Origin of the sequence: Streptomyces sp. NPDC057474, assembly GCF_042802555.1 — a bacterium.
Classification (GTDB): domain Bacteria; phylum Actinomycetota; class Actinomycetes; order Streptomycetales; family Streptomycetaceae; genus Streptomyces.
Window position 1 is genome coordinate 17432 of the sequence record NZ_JBHVDX010000021.1, and the last position, 17426, is coordinate 34857.

Genomic DNA, 17426 nt, shown 5'->3' on the forward strand with positions numbered 1-17426 from the left:
GAAAACGTAACGGACAGTTGTCCGCTTATCAAGCACGGGTTTCGGCCAGGGACCCGCGAGGAGGCCGCGTGCGACAGAAGAAGGGCGCCCCTCTGCGCTCGGACGCACAGCGGAATCGCGAGCGCATCCTGGCAGTCGCCCTGGCCGAATTGACACGCTCCGCGGACGTACCCCTGAGCAGGATCGCCAGGAAGGCATGCGTCGGACAGGGCACGTTCTACCGCCACTTCCCCACCCGGGAGGCCCTCGTCCTGGAGGTCTACCGGCACGAACTGCAACAGGTCGCCGACTCCGCCGCCGAGTTGCTCGCCACCCGCGAGCCGGACCGCGCGCTCCGCGAGTGGATGGACCGCCTCGCCCGGTTCGCCATGACCAAGGTGGGCCTCGCGGAGGCGATCCGCCGGGCGACCAGCGGCCCCGGCAGCCCCGACAAGCCGGGACACGCCCCGGCGGCCGAAGCCGCCGAACTCCTGCTCCGCGCGGGCGAGAAGGCCGGGACCATCCGCCCCGGAGTCACCGCGGACGACTTCTTCCTCGCGATCGCCGGCCTCTGGCAGATCGACCCCCAGGACTGGCAGCCGCGCGCCACCCGCCTCCTCGACCTCGTCATGGACGGCCTGCGCACCGGGAGGCCGGGAACCGACCAGTGAAGTGAGCGCCGCCCCGGTCCGGCCGGGCGGCGCACGAACAGTACTGACGAACGACCGGCGCGAACGGTATCGCCGCGACGTCCGAGGAGGCCGCGAACCATTTCTCCTCCGGCGGTGACACCACTCCCCGCCCCCGCCCGGCACCCCGACCGCAACCGCTCGGCGCGCGGCCGGCACAGTGACCGTCACGACCGCCTCCGGCGGTTCCGCACCGGCCTGCGCCATCGGCTACCGGGTGACGGGAGAGCGGTCCGGCGGCTTCCAGGGCGAGATCGTCATCCCCGCGGCCGGCTCGGCCGCCCTCGGTTTCAAGGCCACGCGCGGGAGCGCGAACCCGGCTCCGACCACGTTCACCCTCAACGGGGTGGTCTGCACGTCGACTTGGCGGGAACTCAGCCGGGCGGACCGAGCTCCGTCCCGCCCTTGAGCCGCTCGAGGTCGGAAGGCCGCACCTGGATGGCCAGTACCGCGATCAGGGCGGCGATCACGGTGAAGATGGCGGCCATGACGAAGGCGGCCGAGACGCCTGCGGTGAGTACCTCGTGGGACCAGGGCGGCGGGAGCTGCCCGGTCCGTTCGAACTGCAGGCGCTCGGCCGGGGTCGCCTGGGACAGGAAGTCCGGGACCTGCTTCTCCGCCTCGTTGGTACTGGCCGTGCCGTACATCGTGACGAGGATGGAGAGGCCGAGTGAACCGCCGACCTGCTGGGTGGCGTTGAGGAGCCCGGAGGCCGCGCCGGTCTCGGGGGTGGAGACGTTGGAGAGCGCCATCAGGGTCAGTGAGACGAACTCCATGCCCATGCCCAGGCTGAAGACGAGCATCGGGCCGAGGACGCTGCCGGCGTACGTGGAGTGGACGTCGGTCAGGGTCAGCCAGGCGAGCCCGGCCGCGGACAGGATCGCGCCCACCACCATGAACGGTTTGGGCCCGTACGTGGGCAGGAACTTCGAGGCCAGCCCGGCGCCGACCGCGATGACCGCGCTGACCGGCAGGAAGGCGAGCCCGGCCTGCAACGGGCTGAAGTCCAGCACGTTCTGCACGAAGAGCGTCAGGAAGAAGAACATGCCGAAGATCGCGGCGGCGAGGCACAGCATGATTCCGTAGGTGCCCGCCCGGTTCCGGTCGCGGAACATGTGAAGCGGCGTGATCGGCTGCTTCGAACGCCGCTCGACCAGAATGAACAGGGCGAGAAAGACGACGGCCCCGGCGAACGAGGCCAGCGTCAGCCCGTCCCGCCAGCCTTCCTGCGCGGCCCGGATGAATCCGTACACCAGGAGCACCATGCCCAGGGTGGAGGTCAGCGCGCCCGTGATGTCGAAGTGTCCCGGGTGGCGTTGCGACTCCTTGATCCAGCGAGGTGTCGCCAGCACGATCAACAGTCCGATCGGCACGTTGACGAACAGCACCCACCGCCAGTTCAGCCACTCCACGAGGATGCCGCCCGCGAGCAGCCCGATCGCGCCGCCACCCGCCGAGACCGCCGCGAACACCCCGAACGCCCGGTTGCGCTCCGGTCCTTCACGGAACGTCGTGCTGATCAGCGCGAGGGACGTCGGGGACGCGATGGCGCCGCCGACACCCTGGAGGGCGCGGGCGGCGAGGAGTTGGCCCGCGTTCTGGGCGAGACCGCCCAGGAGCGAGGCCAACACGAACAGCAGCACACCGAAGACGAAGACCCGCCGCCGGCCGAGAATGTCCCCGGCCCGCCCGCCCAGCAGCAACAGCCCGCCGAAGGTCAACGTGTACGCGTTGACCACCCAGGCCAGGCTCGTCGTCGAAAAGTCCAGCGAACGCTGGATGTCCGGCAGCGCGATGTTCACGATGGTGATGTCCAGCACCACCATCAGCTGACACGAAGCGATGACGAACAACGCCATCGCACTCCCACCACCACCTGTTTCCCGGGTGGTGGTCCGCGCTGGGGAACTCGGCTGCGGGTCGCTCATGGCGTATCGCGAAGGCAGGATTCAGTGCACGGTTCCGTCCACCGCTGCGTTCACTGTTCGACCGTACGCCGAGGCCCTGGCCGTCACCACTTGAGCGCCGGTGTCGCCCGGACGGCGGTCAGTGCCCTCGGAACGCCTCCTCCACACGCGTATCAGGTCGAAAAACAAGTGCGGGATCAGCACGGGTGGCGTTACGATCACCGCGATGACTACTCACTCCATTGGCAGAATGGGGGTCCCGTCCGCGCAAGGTGAGTGCTGATGCTCACTCACATCGCGAACGGGGATTCCCGGCTTTCCTTCTGGTTGCGCGTGCGCGAGTTCGCCGTGCCACTCTCCATGATCGAGACTGCGACCGCCCGCCGTGCTGTCGGCGACTGGGCCGGGGCCTGTGCCGCCGCAGGCATCGACATCGACCTCGATATGCGTTCCCTGGCGATTGGTCACGGCCAGGAGCTCTCGACCCAAGTCCGGGCCGATCTCCGGCATTTGGCTCCGGACCTGTTGCGCTGGCACATGCCGAGGATCGCTCCCGACGGGCTGCTGCGCCCGGGCCTGACCATCACGCTGGCCCGGTATCACGCGGCGGGGCGCGACGGCCCGTATCCCGTGCACCTCGTGGCCCGCACTCCGCCCGCCTGGGCGGACGCCGGTCAGCGGATCGGCCTCGCGCTGTGGGACGGGTCCCGCTACGGGGCCGGTGCCCGCGGCCATCCGCATCCGCGTCCCAGCCGTCGGTACCGGCTCGATCTGCATCGCCATCTGTGGGATGCGCGCAGGGCGGGTGAGCTGCGGGTTCGTTCCGGAGCGGATCGGCCGGCCGCCGACCGGCCGCCTCCACCGGGCCCGCTGCCACCGGGGTCGGAAGAGCTGGCGGCGTTGGCTTCGGAGCGCGCGTGTGCCGTCGGACAGTGGGCGGACGAGGCGGCGATCGTGCTGCGCGAGGAGGAGCGTGACACCGGAACCGTTCTGGTGCGGTGCGGCGCCCGGCATCGACTGCTCCTGGACCTGGGGCCGGGGCCGAGCCGGAAGTGGGGCCCGACCTCGGACCTCGACAACGGCAACGGCAACGGCAACGGCAACGGGTCACCCGCCCTGCGGATCAGGGCCGTAACCGGCGACGACGGTGCCGCCACCTCGCTGCCGGTCCTGCCCGACGCCGCGACCTGGGTGCCGCCCGATCTGGAGCTGATCCGGGCCGGTGCGATCGACGTGGAGCGGTTGCATCCGCTGGTCGCGTCGGCGCTGGTACCGGGTCATGTGCGGTCGGGCCGGTCCGAGGCTCCGGACCCGGCCGGGCGACCACGGATCGTGGAGTGCCGGGGCGAGCGGCACCGGATCTGCCTGGTCGACGGGGTACTGGTGGCACTGGACCATGACCCGGCCGAGCTTCGCCGGGAGGAACTGCTGGTCGAACTGACCGGTACCCCCCTCCCCTGCCTACGGGCCATCGACGAGGCACACCGTCGCCCCGACTGTCTCACCGGCGTGCGCGAACGCCTGGACCACGGTGACATCGCCGGTGCGCTTGCCGTAGTCGAGGGGCTCCTCGGCCCCGAGGCGGTGCTGCGCGACGGCGCACTGCGGGACGAGCTGGAGTCGGCCGCGCAACGGCGGATCGCCTACGGCCTGTACCGGGCCGGCCTCGCCGATCCCAGCCGCGGCCGGTTCCGCGCCGACGTCGGTCGCCGCCCACCCCGCCACCGCCGCCCCCGCGACGCGACCTTCTTCTGACCGGGGACCCGCATCCCCCACCGACACCCGCTTGCCGCGCTTCTCACATCGTCATGGGGACCGTCATCCCCACGCGCTTTCAGCCCTCTACACCCCAAGGTGATCAAACATGCCCACACGCACCCCGTTCGCCATGCCCACCACCTTCTCCGATGCCGGCGCCGGCTCCGATTCCGACCACACCTCCCAACTCGACATAGCGGGCGACCTGTTGAGCCTGCTGCGTACCACGACCACCGAACCCCGCCCCGACACCCAGCTGGAGGCGCTGACCCTGGCCGTCGCCGCGGACCTGCCCGTACTGCTGTGGGGTGAACCGGGGATCGGCAAGACCGCGGCGCTGACGCAGCTCGCGGCCGCCCTGGATCTTCCACTGACGACCGTGATCGCCAGCGTGCACGAGCCGTCCGACTTCTCGGGGCTGCCGATCGTGGGAGACGATCCGGCCGAGCAGGGTGTGCCGATGGCTCCGCCGGACTGGGCGGTGCGGCTGGTGCGGGCCGGCCGGGGGCTGCTGTTCCTGGACGAGCTGTCGACGGCACCGCCCGCCGTCCAGGCCGCGCTGCTGCGGCTGGTGCTGGAGCGCAGGATCGGCGCGCTCCAACTGCCGCCCGGCGTCAGGATCGTGGCCGCCGCCAACCCCCGGTCCTCGGCGGCCGACGGCTGGGAGCTGAGCCCGCCGCTGGCCAACCGGTTCGTACACCTGCAGTGGACGCACGACCACGAAGTCGTCGTACGGGGTCTCGGTGGGACCTGGCCCCGGGCCACCCTGCCGCGGCTCGCACCGGAGCGGCTGTCGGAGGCGGTGGACTTCGCCCGACGCGCGGTGTGCTCGCTGCTGGCCGCGCGCCCCAAGCTCGTGCATCAGCTGCCCAACAGCGAGAGCCGTCGGGGCGGGCCTTGGCCGTCGCCCCGGAGCTGGGAGATGACGCTGCATCTGATCGCCTTCGCGACCGCCTCCGGTGTCTCGCGCGACGTGCTCTCCCTACTGGTCAGGGGCACCGTGGGCGACGGTCCGGGGCTGGAGCTGCTGGCCAGTCTGGACCGGCTGGACCTCCCGGACCCCGAGGTGCTGCTCGCCGACCCGGCGGGGGCGGACCTGCCCCAACGGGGGGATCTGCGGCAGGCGGTGCTCGACGGCGTGGTGGCGGCCGTCCGGGCGCGTCCGGAGAAGTCACGCTGGGACGCGGCGTGGGCGCTGCTGGTCCGGGCGCTGGAGACCGGTGCCCCGGATCTGGTGGTCGTCCCCGCGACCACCCTCGCCTCACTGCGCCGCGACGACTGGGACGTTCCGGCGGCGATCGAGAACCTCGCCGGAGTGGTGACCCTGTCCCGGCGGGCGGACCAGGCGGCGGCCCGTGCCAAGACGGCGACGAAGGCCCGCCGATGAGCGCCGGCACGAGCACCGACACGAGTGCGTATGCGAGCACCGGCACGAGTGCCGAAGTGATCACTGGCACGAGCGCCGAAGTGAGCACCGCCGCGACGGGCCCCCGGAGTCTCGACCTCGATCTCGACCTCGACAAGCTCTTCGCCGCCCGGCTGCAGGCGGCGCGGGCCCGGCCCTATCTGGCGACGGCGTTGTTCGCGCTGCACACCGTCGAGTCCCGGCAGGTGCCCACCATGGGCGTGGACCGGCACTGGCGGTGTTACGTCTCCCCGGGCTTCGTGGACCGTACGCCCGTGGAGGAGCTGGCCGGGGTATGGGTGCACGAGGTGTCGCATCTGCTGCGCGACCATCACGGGCGCAGCGACCGGGTCGCCAAGGAGCGTGGGCTGACCGGACCCGGGGAGCGGCTGCGGATGAACATCGCCGCCGACTGCGAGATCAACGACGACGCGTTCGGCGACGGACTGGTCAAGCCCGAGGGGGTCGTCGATCCGGCGTTCCTGAAGCTGCCCGAGGGACAGTTGATGGAGGACTACCTGCGCCAGTTCCAACTGGGGGCGCAGACACTGGAGTTGGCGTGGCTGGACTGCGGGAGTGGCGCCGACGGTCTGGAACGGGACTGGGAGCTGGGACCGGACGGGGCGCACGGCCTGAGCGAGCAGGAACGGGATGCGGTCCGGTTCCGGGTGGCGCAGGGCATCACCGGCCGCCCGGGGTCGGCGCCCCAGGGCTGGCAGCGCTGGGCGGAGGAGGCGTTCCATCCGCCGCAGGCGTGGCGGGAGTTGCTGGGCGCGGCGGTCCGGTCGGCGGCCTCCGCGCCCGGCGCGGGCGAGGACTACACCTACGGCCGGCCGTCGCGACGCTCGGCAAGCGTGCCGGGAACCGTGCTGCCGAGTCTGCGGCGACGGCCTCCCCATGTCTCCGTGATCATCGACACCTCCGGGTCGGTGAGTGACGCGGAACTGGGCAGCGCGCTCCTGGAGGTGGCGGCGATCTCCCGCGCCGTGGGCGGCCGCCGCGACCTCGTCACCGTCGTACCGTGCGACGCGGCGGCCCGAATCGCCCACCCGCTGTGCCGGGCCGAGGGCATCCCCCTGCTGGGGGGCGGCGGTACGAACCTCCGCGCCGGCTTCGCCAAGGCGCTCCGCAGCCACCCCAGGCCCGACGTCATCGTGGCCCTCACCGACGGACAGACACCCTGGCCCAGCTCCCGCCCACCGTGCCGGACGGTGGTCGGCCTGTTCCCCCGGCATCACCGACGCACCTCGTGGGACGAGGACGACCCCGACTACGTACCGGACTCACCGCCCGACTGGGCCCGTGTGGTCGAGATCGGGTAGGCCGGTGACACGGTCCGAAATCGTTGGACGACCTCCCGAAGGCCCTGCTGACATGGGCGGATGAGCAACTTCTGGACAGGTGAGCGGGTACGGCTGCGCGGGATCGAGCCCGAGGACTGGAAGGCGTTCATGCGGATCGACGGGCATTCGGGACACCAGCGGTCGGTGGACGCGCTCTTTCCGCCGCGCTCCGCGGAGGGCTACCGCGTCTGGGCGGCGGAACAGGCCGTCGCCAAGCCGGACGGGGACGTCTTCCGGCTGGCGATCGAGGCGTTGGACAGTGGCGAGCTGGTCGGGGCGGTCTCGACGCACGACACCGAGCCGCGCGACGCCAGGTTCGCGTACGGCATCGGTGTCGGCGGCGACCATCAGCGACGCGGGTACGCCTCCGAGGCGGTCGTGCTGCTGTTGCGCTTCATGTTCGGCGAGCGGCGCCATCACAAGTGCGAGACAGGTGTGTACGCCTACAACGAGGCGTCGCTCGCCCTGCACCGAAGGGTCGGCTTCGTCGAGGAAGGCAGACAGCGCGACCACAAGTTCTTCGCCGGGCGCCACCACGACCTGGTGCTCTTCGGGATGACCGCACCGGAGTTCGCGGAGCGGCACCCGTTCGGCGAAATCTGAGCACGACCACCCCCGCATCCCGCATCCCGCATCCCGCATCCCGCATCACAATCTCCCCATGACAATGAAAACGATTATCGATAAGGTGCACATGCCAAGCCGGGCACCTCCTTGTGGAGGTGTCGTCGGGCTGCCCTGACGCCTGAACGCACCGCACGAAAAGGGGAGCTGTGGCTCATCTGTTGGTGGTCGAGAGCTGGGTCGGATCGATGAGCAGGCTGCTGCCACGGGCCATCCGGGAGGGCGGGCACGAGTTCACGTTCCTCACCCGCGACCTGCACCACTACCTGCGCTCGGCCCCCGAGGGCACGGCCCATCCGCTGCTCGGCGCGCGGAACGTGGTCACGGTCGACACCAACGACATCGACACCCTCCTGCCGGAGGCGGAACGCCTGCACTCGGTGTTCGGCTTCGACGGGGTGATCTCGTCCTGCGACTACTACCTGCCGACGGTGGCCCGGATCGCCGGACGCCTCGGACTTCCCGGGCCGGGCCCGGCGGCCGTCGCGAACGCCTGCCGCAAGGACGCCACCCGCCGCGTCCTCGCCGACGCCGACGTGCCCGGACCTCGTTTCGCCCTCCACGAGGAGTGGGCCGACATCGCCCGGGCCGCGCGGGAGATCGGCTATCCGCTGGTCGTGAAGCCCGTCGACCTGTGCGCGGGCATGTACGTACGACGCGTGGACGACGAGGCCGAACTCGCCTCAGCCGTACGGTTGTTGGCCGACTTCCCGCTGAACGCGCGCGGGCAGCGGCGGGTGCCCGCCGTACTCCTCGAAGAGCTGCTGACCGGGCCCGAGGTGAGCGTCGAGACCGTGTCGTACGCGGGAGCCGTGCACGTCGTGGGCGTGACCGACAAGAGCATCGGCGGGGCGCCCGCGTTCATCGAGACCGGGCACATGTTCCCCGCCGCCCTGACGGGCGCCGACGCGGAGGCCGCCGAGCAGACCGCGCTGGGCGCGCTGAAGGCGCTCGGACTGACCGACGGCGTCGTGGCGCACACCGAGATCAAGCTGACCCCGGCCGGTCCGCGCGTGGTCGAGGTGAACCCCCGGCCCGCCGGGAATCGCATCACCGAGCTGATCCGCCATGTCACCGGCATCGACCTCGCCGCGGCCGCCGTGGAGGTCGCCCTCGGCCGCGAGCCCGACCTGCGGCGCCGGGAAACCGGGCTGCGCAGCGCCGCCGTCGGCTTCCTCGTACCGGAGACGTCGGGCACGCTCGAAGCACTGGACGGCAGTCAACTAGCCGACCTGGCAAACGTGTTGGAGGTACAGCTCGCCGAGCCCGGCCGACAGGTCAGGTCGGCCGGCAGCAACAACGAGTATCTCGGCCATGTGATGGTGGGAGACCCGGACGGGCTGGGCGCGCGCGGGCAGGTAGAGGCGCTGTTGGGCGAGTTGAGCTCCGGGCTGGTGATCCGGTGACCGCCGTCGCGCCGGTGGCCCGCGCGGCCACGTACGAGGAGCTGCTGAAGCATGCCCGGTCCGGCCAACTCGGCCCGGACCCACGGACTTTGCGCATCGCGGTGGCGTTCGTGACGCGGCAGGCCGTGCGGCACGACGGGCGGGGCACCGGCTATCGCAACGAGGTGCTCAGTCTGCGTCTCGCCGGTGCCGTGGGGTCCTGCGCGGTCGAACCCGGTTCCCTGCCGGACGCGGCGATCGACGACTGTGTCGGCGCCGATGTCGCCCGACTCCTGGAGCATCCGCTCCTCCCGGTGCGGGTGGCCGCGCTGGACGCCTATCTGATGCATGTCGACCCGCACTCGCCGGAGAACGGGGCACGCCCCTTCCCGCTGCCGGCCGGCACGTCGCTGGACAAGTCGCGGGCGCGGGCGCGGGCCGTCGTCGAACTGCTGGATCTGCCGACGGGCGCGGTTGTTCTTGTGGTGGGCGTCGTCAACTCCCTTCTGGAGGTGCTGCGTTCGCGTGGCCTCCGCTATGTGCCGTGCGATCTCAAGGGCGGGGCCACGGAGTGGGGCGAGGAGGTCGTCACCGACGCGCTCGCGGCGGCCGACCGCTGTGACGCGCTGCTGGTTTCCGGGATGACGTTGAGCAACGGCAGCTTCGAGGCGTTGCGGCGGCACGCGCTGCTGCACGGCAAGCAGTTGGTGCTGTTCGCGCAGACGGGCAGTGCGGTGCTGCCCCGGTTCCTCGGTCATGGGGTGAGCGCGGTGTGCGCGGAGCCCTACCCCTTCTTCTGGCTGGACGCGGGGCCGGGCACGCTGCACCGCTACCGCCTGGACGGAGCGGACACCGGCTCGGGTCCACTCCCGGGCCCGGCCCCGGATTCAGCCTCGGGCCCGGCCCCGGGCCCGGCCCCGGGTCCAGTCCCGGGTCCAGTCCCGGGTCCGGCCTCGGATTCGGCCTCGGGCCCAGTCCCGGGCCCGGCCTCGGGTCCAGTCCCGGGCCCGGCCTCGGGTCCAGTCCCGGGCCCGGCCTCGGGCCCAGTCCCGGGCCCGGCCTCGGGTCCAGTCCCGGGCCCAGTCCCGGGTCCGGCCTCGGGTCCGGCCCCGGGTCCGGCCTCGGGCCCGGCCTCGGGCCCAGTCCCGGGTCCGGCCTCGGCCCCGGCCTCGGGTCCGGCCTCGGATTCGGGAGGCGGCAAGTGACTTCGTCGACCGTCCTGCGTGCCGTCGCGCGCCCGGAGTTGTTGTCCCTCGTCGGGCGGACGCCACTGGCACGCATCACCACCGATCTGCCCGGGCCGCAGCCCGGGTTCTGGGCCAAGCTGGAGGGGCTCGCGGCGGGCGGTATGAAGGCGCGGGCCGCCGTGTCCATGCTGTTGGGGGCCCGGGAGCGCGGTGAACTGCGGGCCGGCGCACCAGTGGTGGAGTCGACATCCGGCACTCTGGGCATCGGTCTGGCCTTCGCGGGGCAGGCGCTCGGCCATCCGGTCGTGCTGGTCGGCGACAGTGAACTGGAGCCCTCCATGCGCCAGTTGCTGCGCTCCCACGGCGTACGGCTGGAGCTGGTGGACCGCCCGGCAGCCCGGGGCGGCTGGCAGGCGGCACGCCTCGCGCGGCTGCAGGAGCTGCTCGCCGTGCTGCCGGGCGCGTACTGGCCCGACCAGTACAACAACCCCGACAACGCCGCCGGTTACGCCTCACTGGCCGCCGAAGTCGCCGTCCAGCTCGACCACTTGGACGTCCTGGTGTGCAGCGTCGGCACCGGCGGCCACAGCGCGGGCATCATCGGCCCGCTGCGGCGACACTGGCCCGCGCTGCGCCTCATCGGCGTCGACTCCACCGGCTCGACGATCTTCGGCCAGCCCGCCCGGACGAGGCTGATGCGCGGCCTGGGCAGCAGCATCCACCCACGCAACGTGGCCTACGACGCCTTCGACGAGGTGCACTGGGTCGGCCCGTCGGAGGCCGTCGACAGCTGTCGTCGCCTCGCGCGGGGCAGCTTCGTCAGCGGCGGCTGGAGCACCGGAGCGGTCGCGCTCGTCGCCGCCTGGGCGGCCCGCGTCCACCCGGGTGCCGTCGTCGCCACGGTCTTCCCGGACGGCCCGCACCGCTACCTCGGCAGCGTCTACGACGACGACTTCGCCACCGCCCACGGCCTCGACCCGGCCTCCGCCGCCGTCCGGCCCGTCGAGATCCCCCATCCCGGCGCGGCCGAGGCCGTCGGCTGGGTCCGGTGCGGCAGGGTCGCCGACCCGCTCAAGGTCCCCCGTTCGGAAGAGAGCCTGTGAAGGTCACCCAGCGCACCGTACGCCTCGAACTCGCCGAGCCGTTGCGCATCTCCCGCTCCACCATGGCCGCGCGTGACGCGGTGTGGCTGACCGTCGAGCACGACGGGCTCGCCGGTCACGGCGAGGCCGTCACCAGCGTCTACTACGGCCTCGATGCCAACACCCTGGGGCGGCTGTTCGCGGACGTCGCCTCGGAACTCGTACGGTTCCGCGGCCCGGAGTTCGCGCTGGAGGCGCTGCGGGCCGGCGAGTTGGCCGCGGTGGGCGGTTCTGCGGGTGTCGGCCAGGCGCTCGCCGTCCCCCCGGCCGTCACCGCCGCCGTCGAGGCGGCGCTGCTCGACCTCGTCGGGAAGCGGACGGGCAGCCCCGTGCACCGGCTTCTCGGCGCGCCGGTCGCGCCGGTGGCCGCGACCGCCCGGACCATCGGCATCACCTCGCCGACGCGTGCCGCGGCCGAGGCGCGCCGCCTCGCCGCGAGCGGCTTCGAGGTCGTCAAGGTCAAGGCCGGGGCGCCCGACCCGGAGGACGACGTCGAACGCGTCCGGGTCATCCGTGACGCCGCTCCCCGGGCCCGGCTGCTCCTGGACCCCAACGGCGCCTGGACACCGGCACAGGCCGAGGCCCTGCTGCCGCGTTTCGCGGAACTCGGGGTGGAGGCCGTCGAGCAGCCCCTCGCCCCCGGCGATCCGGACGCCCTGGCGGCCCTCGCAGAGCGCTCGCCGCTGCCCGTCATCGCCGACGAGGACGCCGTGGGGCTGGAGGACGTCCGGAGGCTGGCGGGGCGCGTGCACGGGGTCAACGTCAAGCTCGCCAAGTGCGGGGGCGTCCACGCGGCCCTCCGGATCGCCCGGTCGATCGAGGGCAGCGGCACCGAGCTGATGCTCGGGTGCCTCACCGCCAGCAGCCTCGGCCTCGCACCCGCCGTCCATCTCGCCGACCGCGCCCGCTGGGTTGACCTAGACGGCCATCTCCTGCTCGCCGACGACCCGTGGACCGGCATCGGGGGGACCGACGGGTTCGTACGGACAAACGACCTGCCTGGGCTGGGAGTCCGGCTTCGCAAGACCACGAGAACCGAGGAGACGGGGGAGACCGAGGAGACGGGGGAGACGGGGAAGACCGAGGAGACGGGGGAGATACGCCGTGCAGACGTGGCATGAGATACGCCGCTTCCCGTTCGCCGTCCGGCTCCTGCTGGTCAATCAGCTCGGCGTCAACATCGGCTTCTACCTCCTGATCCCTTACCTCGCCACACACCTCACCGAGAACCTGGGCATGTCGGCGGCCGTCGTCGGCATCGTGCTGGGCGTCCGGAATCTCAGCCAGCAGGGCCTGTTCATCATCGGCGGTTCCGCGTCCGACCGGCTCGGCGCGCGGGGCGTCATCATCGCCGGGTGCGCCCTACGAACCGTCGGGTTCGGGTTGTTCGCACTCGGTGACGGGCTGCCGGTACTCCTGGCCGCGTCGGTACTCAGTGGGCTCGCCGGGGCGCTGTTCAACCCGGCGGTACGGGCGTATCTCTCGCAGGAGGCCGGGGAGCGCAAGGCGGAGGCGTTCGCGCTGTTCAACGTCTTCGCGACGACAGGTGCCCTGATCGGGCCGCTGCTGGGCAGCCTGCTGCTGCTCGTGGACTTCCGTACGTCCGCGCTCACCGCCGCCGGGATCTTCGCGGTCCTCACCGTCGCGCAGGCCCTCGTCCTGCCCGCGCGGAAGGTCGAGCCGAGCGACGGCGGTGTTCTCGGGGACTGGCGGGAGGTCCTCGGAAACCGGGCCTTCCTGGCCTTCGCGCTCGCCATGGTCGGCATGTTCACCCTGGAGAACCAGCTGTACCTGCTGCTGCCGGCCGGGGCACGGGAGGCCACCGGCTGGGACGGCGCGGCCGGTCTCGTCTTCCTCGTCGGCACGCTCGCCAACCTCGCGCTTCAGCTGCGCATCACCAAGTCGCTCAAGTCGCTCGGCGACAGGGGCCGTTGGATCAGTGTGGGGCTCGGCGTGACAGGCCTGGCCTTCCTGCCGCCGGCCGTGGGGGCCGGTCTCGGCACCTCCGGGTGGCTCGCCGCCGTACCCGTCCTGCTCGGCGCGCTGCTCCTCTACCTCGGGCTCATGGTCGCCTCGCCGTTCGTGATGGAGCTGATCCCACGCTTCGGGCGACCGGAGCTGACCGGCACGTACTTCGGGATCTTCTACGTCGTCTCGGGCGTCGCCGCGGCCATCGGCAACACCTTCGTCGGCTGGGCGATGGATGCCGGGGAGCGCGGCGGCCATGCGTGGCTGCCCTGGGTGTGCTGCGCCCTGTTCGGGCTGGTCTCGGCGGCCGGCGTCGGCTGGCTGCACCGGCTGGGGGCGCTGCCCGCGAGCCCTGCGGCCGTCGTCCCCGCTTCAGCCGGTGAGAGGAGCAGCGCATGACGAACGGCAACCTCCTCACCGACAACCCCGAGCTGTACGAGGCACGATTCCCCGATGCCGAGCGGCTGGCCGGGCGCTGGGCCGAGGACTGTCTGCGACGCCACGGGGCGGGCCCACGGGTCCTGGACATGGGCTGCGGCACCGGGCGCGACGCCGCCCACCTGCACGGCGTCGGCCGTACGGTGACCGGCGCCGACCTCTCCGAGGCGATGCTCGCCCATGCCAGAACCCGACACCCCGGTCCGGCGTACGTACGGGCAGACCTGCACGGCTTCGACCTGGGCCGGGCCGCCTTCGACGCGGTCGTCTGCCTGGACAGCTCCCTCCTGTACTGCCACACCAACACCCAGCTCGACGGCTTCCTCGCCTCCTGCCGCCAGGCGCTCGCACCCGGCGGGCTGCTGGTCGCGGAGATGCGCAACGGCGCCTATTTCCTGGGCCGTACCGACCTGCTCGACACCCCGACCGTCAACGCCTTCACCTGGCAGGGCACCGCCCACAAGTCCACCACCACCCTCACCGTGGACCGCACCGCCCAACTTCTGCGCCGTATCCGAGTCTGGACCTCGGACGACGGAACGCCACCCGCCGAACAGCATTCAGCCTGGCGGCTGTTGTTCCCGCAGGAGCTGCGCAACGTCCTGACCACGCACGGCTTCGAGGTACTCGAACTGCACGACGGGCCGGGCCCGCGCACCGAACCGCAATGGCGGGAAGGGCAGTTGCCGGGCCGGGTGACGAACGCAGACCGACTGCACGTCGTCGCACGCCTCGGCATCAGCACCCACTGATCTCTCGCCCCACTCCATCTCACCTCACTCAACACCTCACTTCACCTCACCTCACCTCACCTCACCTCACTCACTCACTCACTCACTCACTCACCCAAGGAACCCTCATGCACGACGAACGTTTCTCCGGTCTGCGACGACGCGGTTTCCTCGCCGCCACGGGCGCCGCCACGCTCGGCGCGCTCGCCCTGACAGCGTGCGGCGGAGGCCGGACCGACTCCGAGGCGAGCAGCGACGACGGCGCACCCAAGCGCGGTGGGCGGCTGCGTGCCGCGTTCGCCGGTGGCGGCGCCAGTGAGACCCTCGACCCGCACCTGGCCAGTCTGTTCGCCGACGTCGCCAGAGCCAAGGCGCTGTTCGACAAGCTCGCCGACTACGGGGCCGACCTGTCCGCGCAGCCGCGCCTCGCCGCGAAGTGGGAGTCGAACAAGGCCCTGGACCGCTGGCAGGTCACCCTGCGCGAGGCGACGTTCCACGACGGCAGGCCGGTCACCGCGCAGGACGTGCTGTACAGCTACCGTCGTATCGCCGACCCCGAGAAGGCGTTCCGCGCGAAGGCGTCCCTGGAGCCCATCGACCTCGACGCGAGCCGTGCCACCGGTGAGCGGAGCATCGAGTTCGCGCTGAAGCGGCCGACCGCCGAGTTCCCCAATGTGCTGGCCGCGTTCGGCGCGTACATCGTGCCCGAGGACACCGCCGACACCGACTTCGACAAGAAGCCGATCGGCTCGGGCCCCTTCCGCTTCGTGTCCTTCGCCCCCGGCCGCTCGGCGGTCTTCCGCCGGTATGACGCCTACTGGGAGGGCGCCCCGCACCTCGACGAGCTCGAATTCGTCGTCGCCAACGAGGAGTCGGCCCGCGTCAACGCACTCCTCGGCGGCCAGGTCGAGTACGCCCACGAGCTGAATCCCACCACCGCCCGTGCCCATGAGGGCAAGGGGCAGATCGAGATCGTCCGGCTGCGCAACAGCGCCATGCAGGCGTTCTGCATGAAGACCGACCGGGCACCCTTCGACGACAAGCGGGTGCGGGAAGCGTTCTTCCTGATCGCCGACCGTCAGGAACTCGTCGACGGTGCCCTGTCGGGGGCGGGTGTGGTCGGCAACGACCTCTTCGGCATGGGCTACGAGTACTACGCCGCCGACCTCCCGCAGCGCGAGCAGGATCTCGACCGGGCCCGGGCCCTGCTGAAGCAGGCCGGTGCCGAGAAGCTGAAGGTCAGCCTGGACACCTCGGCCGTGGCCGCCGGGTTCACCGAGGCGGCCGGCATCTTCCGCGACCAGGCCGCGAAGGCGGGCGTCACGATCGACGTGAAGATGGGCAGCAAGGACTCGTACTGGAGCGACATCCTCGACTCCGGCACCCTCGCCTGCTACCGCTCCGGCGCCATGCCCATCGAGGCGCACATCTCGCAGCGGCTGCTCACCGACTCCACCACCAACGCCACCAAGTGGCAGCACAGGGACTTCGACGCGCTGTACCAGCAGGCACAGTCCACGCGGGACAAGACGGAGCGGACCGCAGTCTACGAGCGGATGCAACGCCGGCTGTACGCCGAAGGCGGCTTCCTGATCTGGGGGTTCGCCGACTGGATCATCGGAACGGCCAAGACGGTGAAGGGAGTTGAGGCCAAGGCCCCCGCCAACACGCTCGACTGGGCCCGCTTCGACAAGGTGTGGCTCGCGTGAGCGGAAGCGGTCTTCGCTCCTTCGTCGCCCGGCGGCTCCTCCTCGGCGTGGCGCAGACCGTGGCCGTCGTGCTGCTGGTCTTCGCGCTCACCGAGGCGCTGCCGGGCGACGCCGCGGTCGCCCTCGCCGGCGACCAGCCCGACCCGGCGCGCGTCGCCGCCATCCGCGAGGCGATGCACCTCGACCGGCCGGTGCACGAACGGCTGGCCGACTGGGCGCTCGGCCTGCTGCACGGCGACTTCGGCACCTCCCTCACCTCCGGCCGCCCGGTCGGCCGGTACATCGCCGACGGCTTCGGCCCGACCCTGCTGCTCGCCGCGCTCACCGTGGCCCTGCTCGTGCCGATCGGCTTCGGGCTTGGCGTGCTGGCCGCCCGGCACGAGGGCCGACTCGTCGACCGGCTGGTCAGCTCCCTGACGCTCGCCGTGTACGCGGTCCCCGAGTTCGCCCTCGGTGTACTGCTGGTGACCGTCTTCGCGCTGAAGCTGAGCTGGCTGCCGCCGACCGCCGTCGGCTACGGCACCGACCTGCTCGCCCACCCCGCCGCGCTCGTCCTGCCCGTCCTCGTCCTGCTCTCCCGGCCGGTCTGCTCCCTCGTCCGCCTGGTCCGTGCCGGCATGGTCGACGCCCTCGCCTCCCCCTACGTCGCCCACGCCCGCCGGTACGGCGTCCCGGGCGCCCGCATCCGCTACGCCCACGCCCTCCCGGGCGCCCTCGCCCCCGCCGCCCAGCAACTCGCCCGCACCGTCGACTGGTTGCTGTGCGGCGTCATCGTCGTGGAGGCCCTCTACGTGATCCCCGGACTCGGCACCGTCCTCCTCAACGCCGTCGCCGAACGCGACGTCCCCGTCGTCCAGGGCCTCGCCGTGGTCTTCGGCGTCCTGACCGTCGTCCTCAACCTGGGCGCGGACGTCGTCACCCGACGGCTCGCACCTCGGGCGGGGGTGGCGGCGTGACGACGGGCGCGGACATCGGCGCGGCGGCGGGCACCGGCGTCCTCTCCCGCCCCCGGCGGCGGCGTACGGGCCGCTTCGCGCTCGGCGTCGCGGTCATCGTCGTACCTCTCCTCCTCGCCCTGCTGGGTCCGGTGTTCGCGGGTGAGCCGGGGGTGCGGGCCACGTCCTTCACCCTCGGCGACGGGCACTGGCTCGGCACGGACTT

14 protein-coding genes and 1 pseudogene are annotated in these 17426 nt (G+C 71.9%); 14 read left to right on the top strand and 1 reads right to left on the bottom strand.

The window, feature by feature from the left end:
* Positions 1–68 precede the first annotated feature (68 nt).
* Together ACFU53_RS08715 and ACFU53_RS08720 are read left to right on the top strand one after the other, a co-directional pair.
* Positions 69–650 carry a TetR/AcrR family transcriptional regulator gene (locus ACFU53_RS08715; RefSeq protein WP_383987776.1) on the top strand — a complete coding sequence of 194 codons (582 nt, stop codon included), beginning with the start codon at positions 69–71 and terminating at the stop codon, positions 648–650.
* 178 nt (positions 651–828) lie between these two features.
* Positions 829–1077 (top strand): hypothetical protein, encoded by a 249-nt coding sequence (locus ACFU53_RS08720; RefSeq protein WP_383987779.1) that lies wholly within the window; start codon positions 829–831, stop codon positions 1075–1077.
* On the opposite strand, the gene ACFU53_RS08725 is transcribed toward ACFU53_RS08720, so the two are convergent.
* Positions 1043–2527, bottom strand: a complete 1485-nt coding sequence (locus ACFU53_RS08725; RefSeq protein ID WP_383987782.1) for an MFS transporter — start codon at positions 2525–2527, stop codon at positions 1043–1045. The genes ACFU53_RS08720 and ACFU53_RS08725 overlap by 35 nt on opposite strands.
* A 330-nt stretch (positions 2528–2857) precedes the next feature.
* Between ACFU53_RS08725 and ACFU53_RS08730 the strand changes: the two genes are divergently transcribed.
* From ACFU53_RS08730 to ACFU53_RS08785, 12 genes and pseudogenes are all read left to right on the top strand, one after another.
* Positions 2858–4330: a hypothetical protein gene (locus ACFU53_RS08730; protein WP_383987785.1), complete on the top strand. Its 1473-nt coding sequence runs from the start codon at positions 2858–2860 to the stop codon at positions 4328–4330.
* A 109-nt stretch (positions 4331–4439) separates the two neighbouring features.
* Entirely contained in the window at positions 4440–5720 is a 1281-nt protein-coding gene (locus ACFU53_RS08735) for an AAA family ATPase (protein WP_383987789.1), read from the top strand.
* Positions 5717–7060 (top strand): VWA-like domain-containing protein, encoded by a 1344-nt coding sequence (locus ACFU53_RS08740; protein WP_383987792.1) that lies wholly within the window; start codon positions 5717–5719, stop codon positions 7058–7060. Before ACFU53_RS08735 ends, ACFU53_RS08740 begins: the two co-directional genes overlap by 4 nt.
* 60 nt (positions 7061–7120) lie before the next feature.
* Complete coding sequence (locus ACFU53_RS08745; protein ID WP_383987795.1) at positions 7121–7684, top strand: GNAT family N-acetyltransferase; 564 nt, start codon at positions 7121–7123, stop codon at positions 7682–7684.
* 170 nt (positions 7685–7854) lie between these two features.
* Positions 7855–9111, top strand: coding sequence for an ATP-grasp domain-containing protein (locus ACFU53_RS08750; protein ID WP_383987798.1), 1257 nt, complete (start codon positions 7855–7857; stop codon positions 9109–9111).
* Positions 9108–9950 (top strand): annotated as a pseudogene (locus ACFU53_RS08755) (Rossmann-like domain-containing protein); the annotation flags it as partial. The gene ACFU53_RS08750 and the pseudogene ACFU53_RS08755, both read left to right, overlap by 4 nt.
* Positions 9951–10291: 341 nt before the next feature.
* Complete coding sequence (locus ACFU53_RS08760) at positions 10292–11380, top strand: PLP-dependent cysteine synthase family protein (RefSeq protein WP_383987801.1); 1089 nt, start codon at positions 10292–10294, stop codon at positions 11378–11380.
* Complete coding sequence (locus tag ACFU53_RS08765; RefSeq protein ID WP_383987803.1) at positions 11377–12540, top strand: dipeptide epimerase; 1164 nt, start codon at positions 11377–11379, stop codon at positions 12538–12540. Before ACFU53_RS08760 ends, ACFU53_RS08765 begins: the two co-directional genes overlap by 4 nt.
* Positions 12524–13786 carry an MFS transporter gene (locus ACFU53_RS08770; protein WP_383987806.1) on the top strand — a complete coding sequence of 421 codons (1263 nt, stop codon included), beginning with the start codon at positions 12524–12526 and terminating at the stop codon, positions 13784–13786. Before ACFU53_RS08765 ends, ACFU53_RS08770 begins: the two co-directional genes overlap by 17 nt.
* Complete coding sequence (locus ACFU53_RS08775; protein ID WP_383987809.1) at positions 13783–14577, top strand: class I SAM-dependent DNA methyltransferase; 795 nt, start codon at positions 13783–13785, stop codon at positions 14575–14577. The genes ACFU53_RS08770 and ACFU53_RS08775 overlap by 4 nt, the downstream gene beginning before the upstream one ends.
* 107 nt (positions 14578–14684) lie before the next feature.
* The gene (locus ACFU53_RS08780; protein WP_383987812.1) at positions 14685–16265 is read left to right on the top strand and encodes an ABC transporter substrate-binding protein; all 1581 of its coding nucleotides are present in this window, start codon (positions 14685–14687) and stop codon (positions 16263–16265) included.
* On the top strand, positions 16262–17221 hold the full coding sequence (locus ACFU53_RS08785) for an ABC transporter permease (RefSeq protein WP_383987815.1): 960 nt from the start codon (positions 16262–16264) through the stop codon (positions 17219–17221). Before ACFU53_RS08780 ends, ACFU53_RS08785 begins: the two co-directional genes overlap by 4 nt.
* Positions 17222–17426 lie beyond the last annotated feature (205 nt).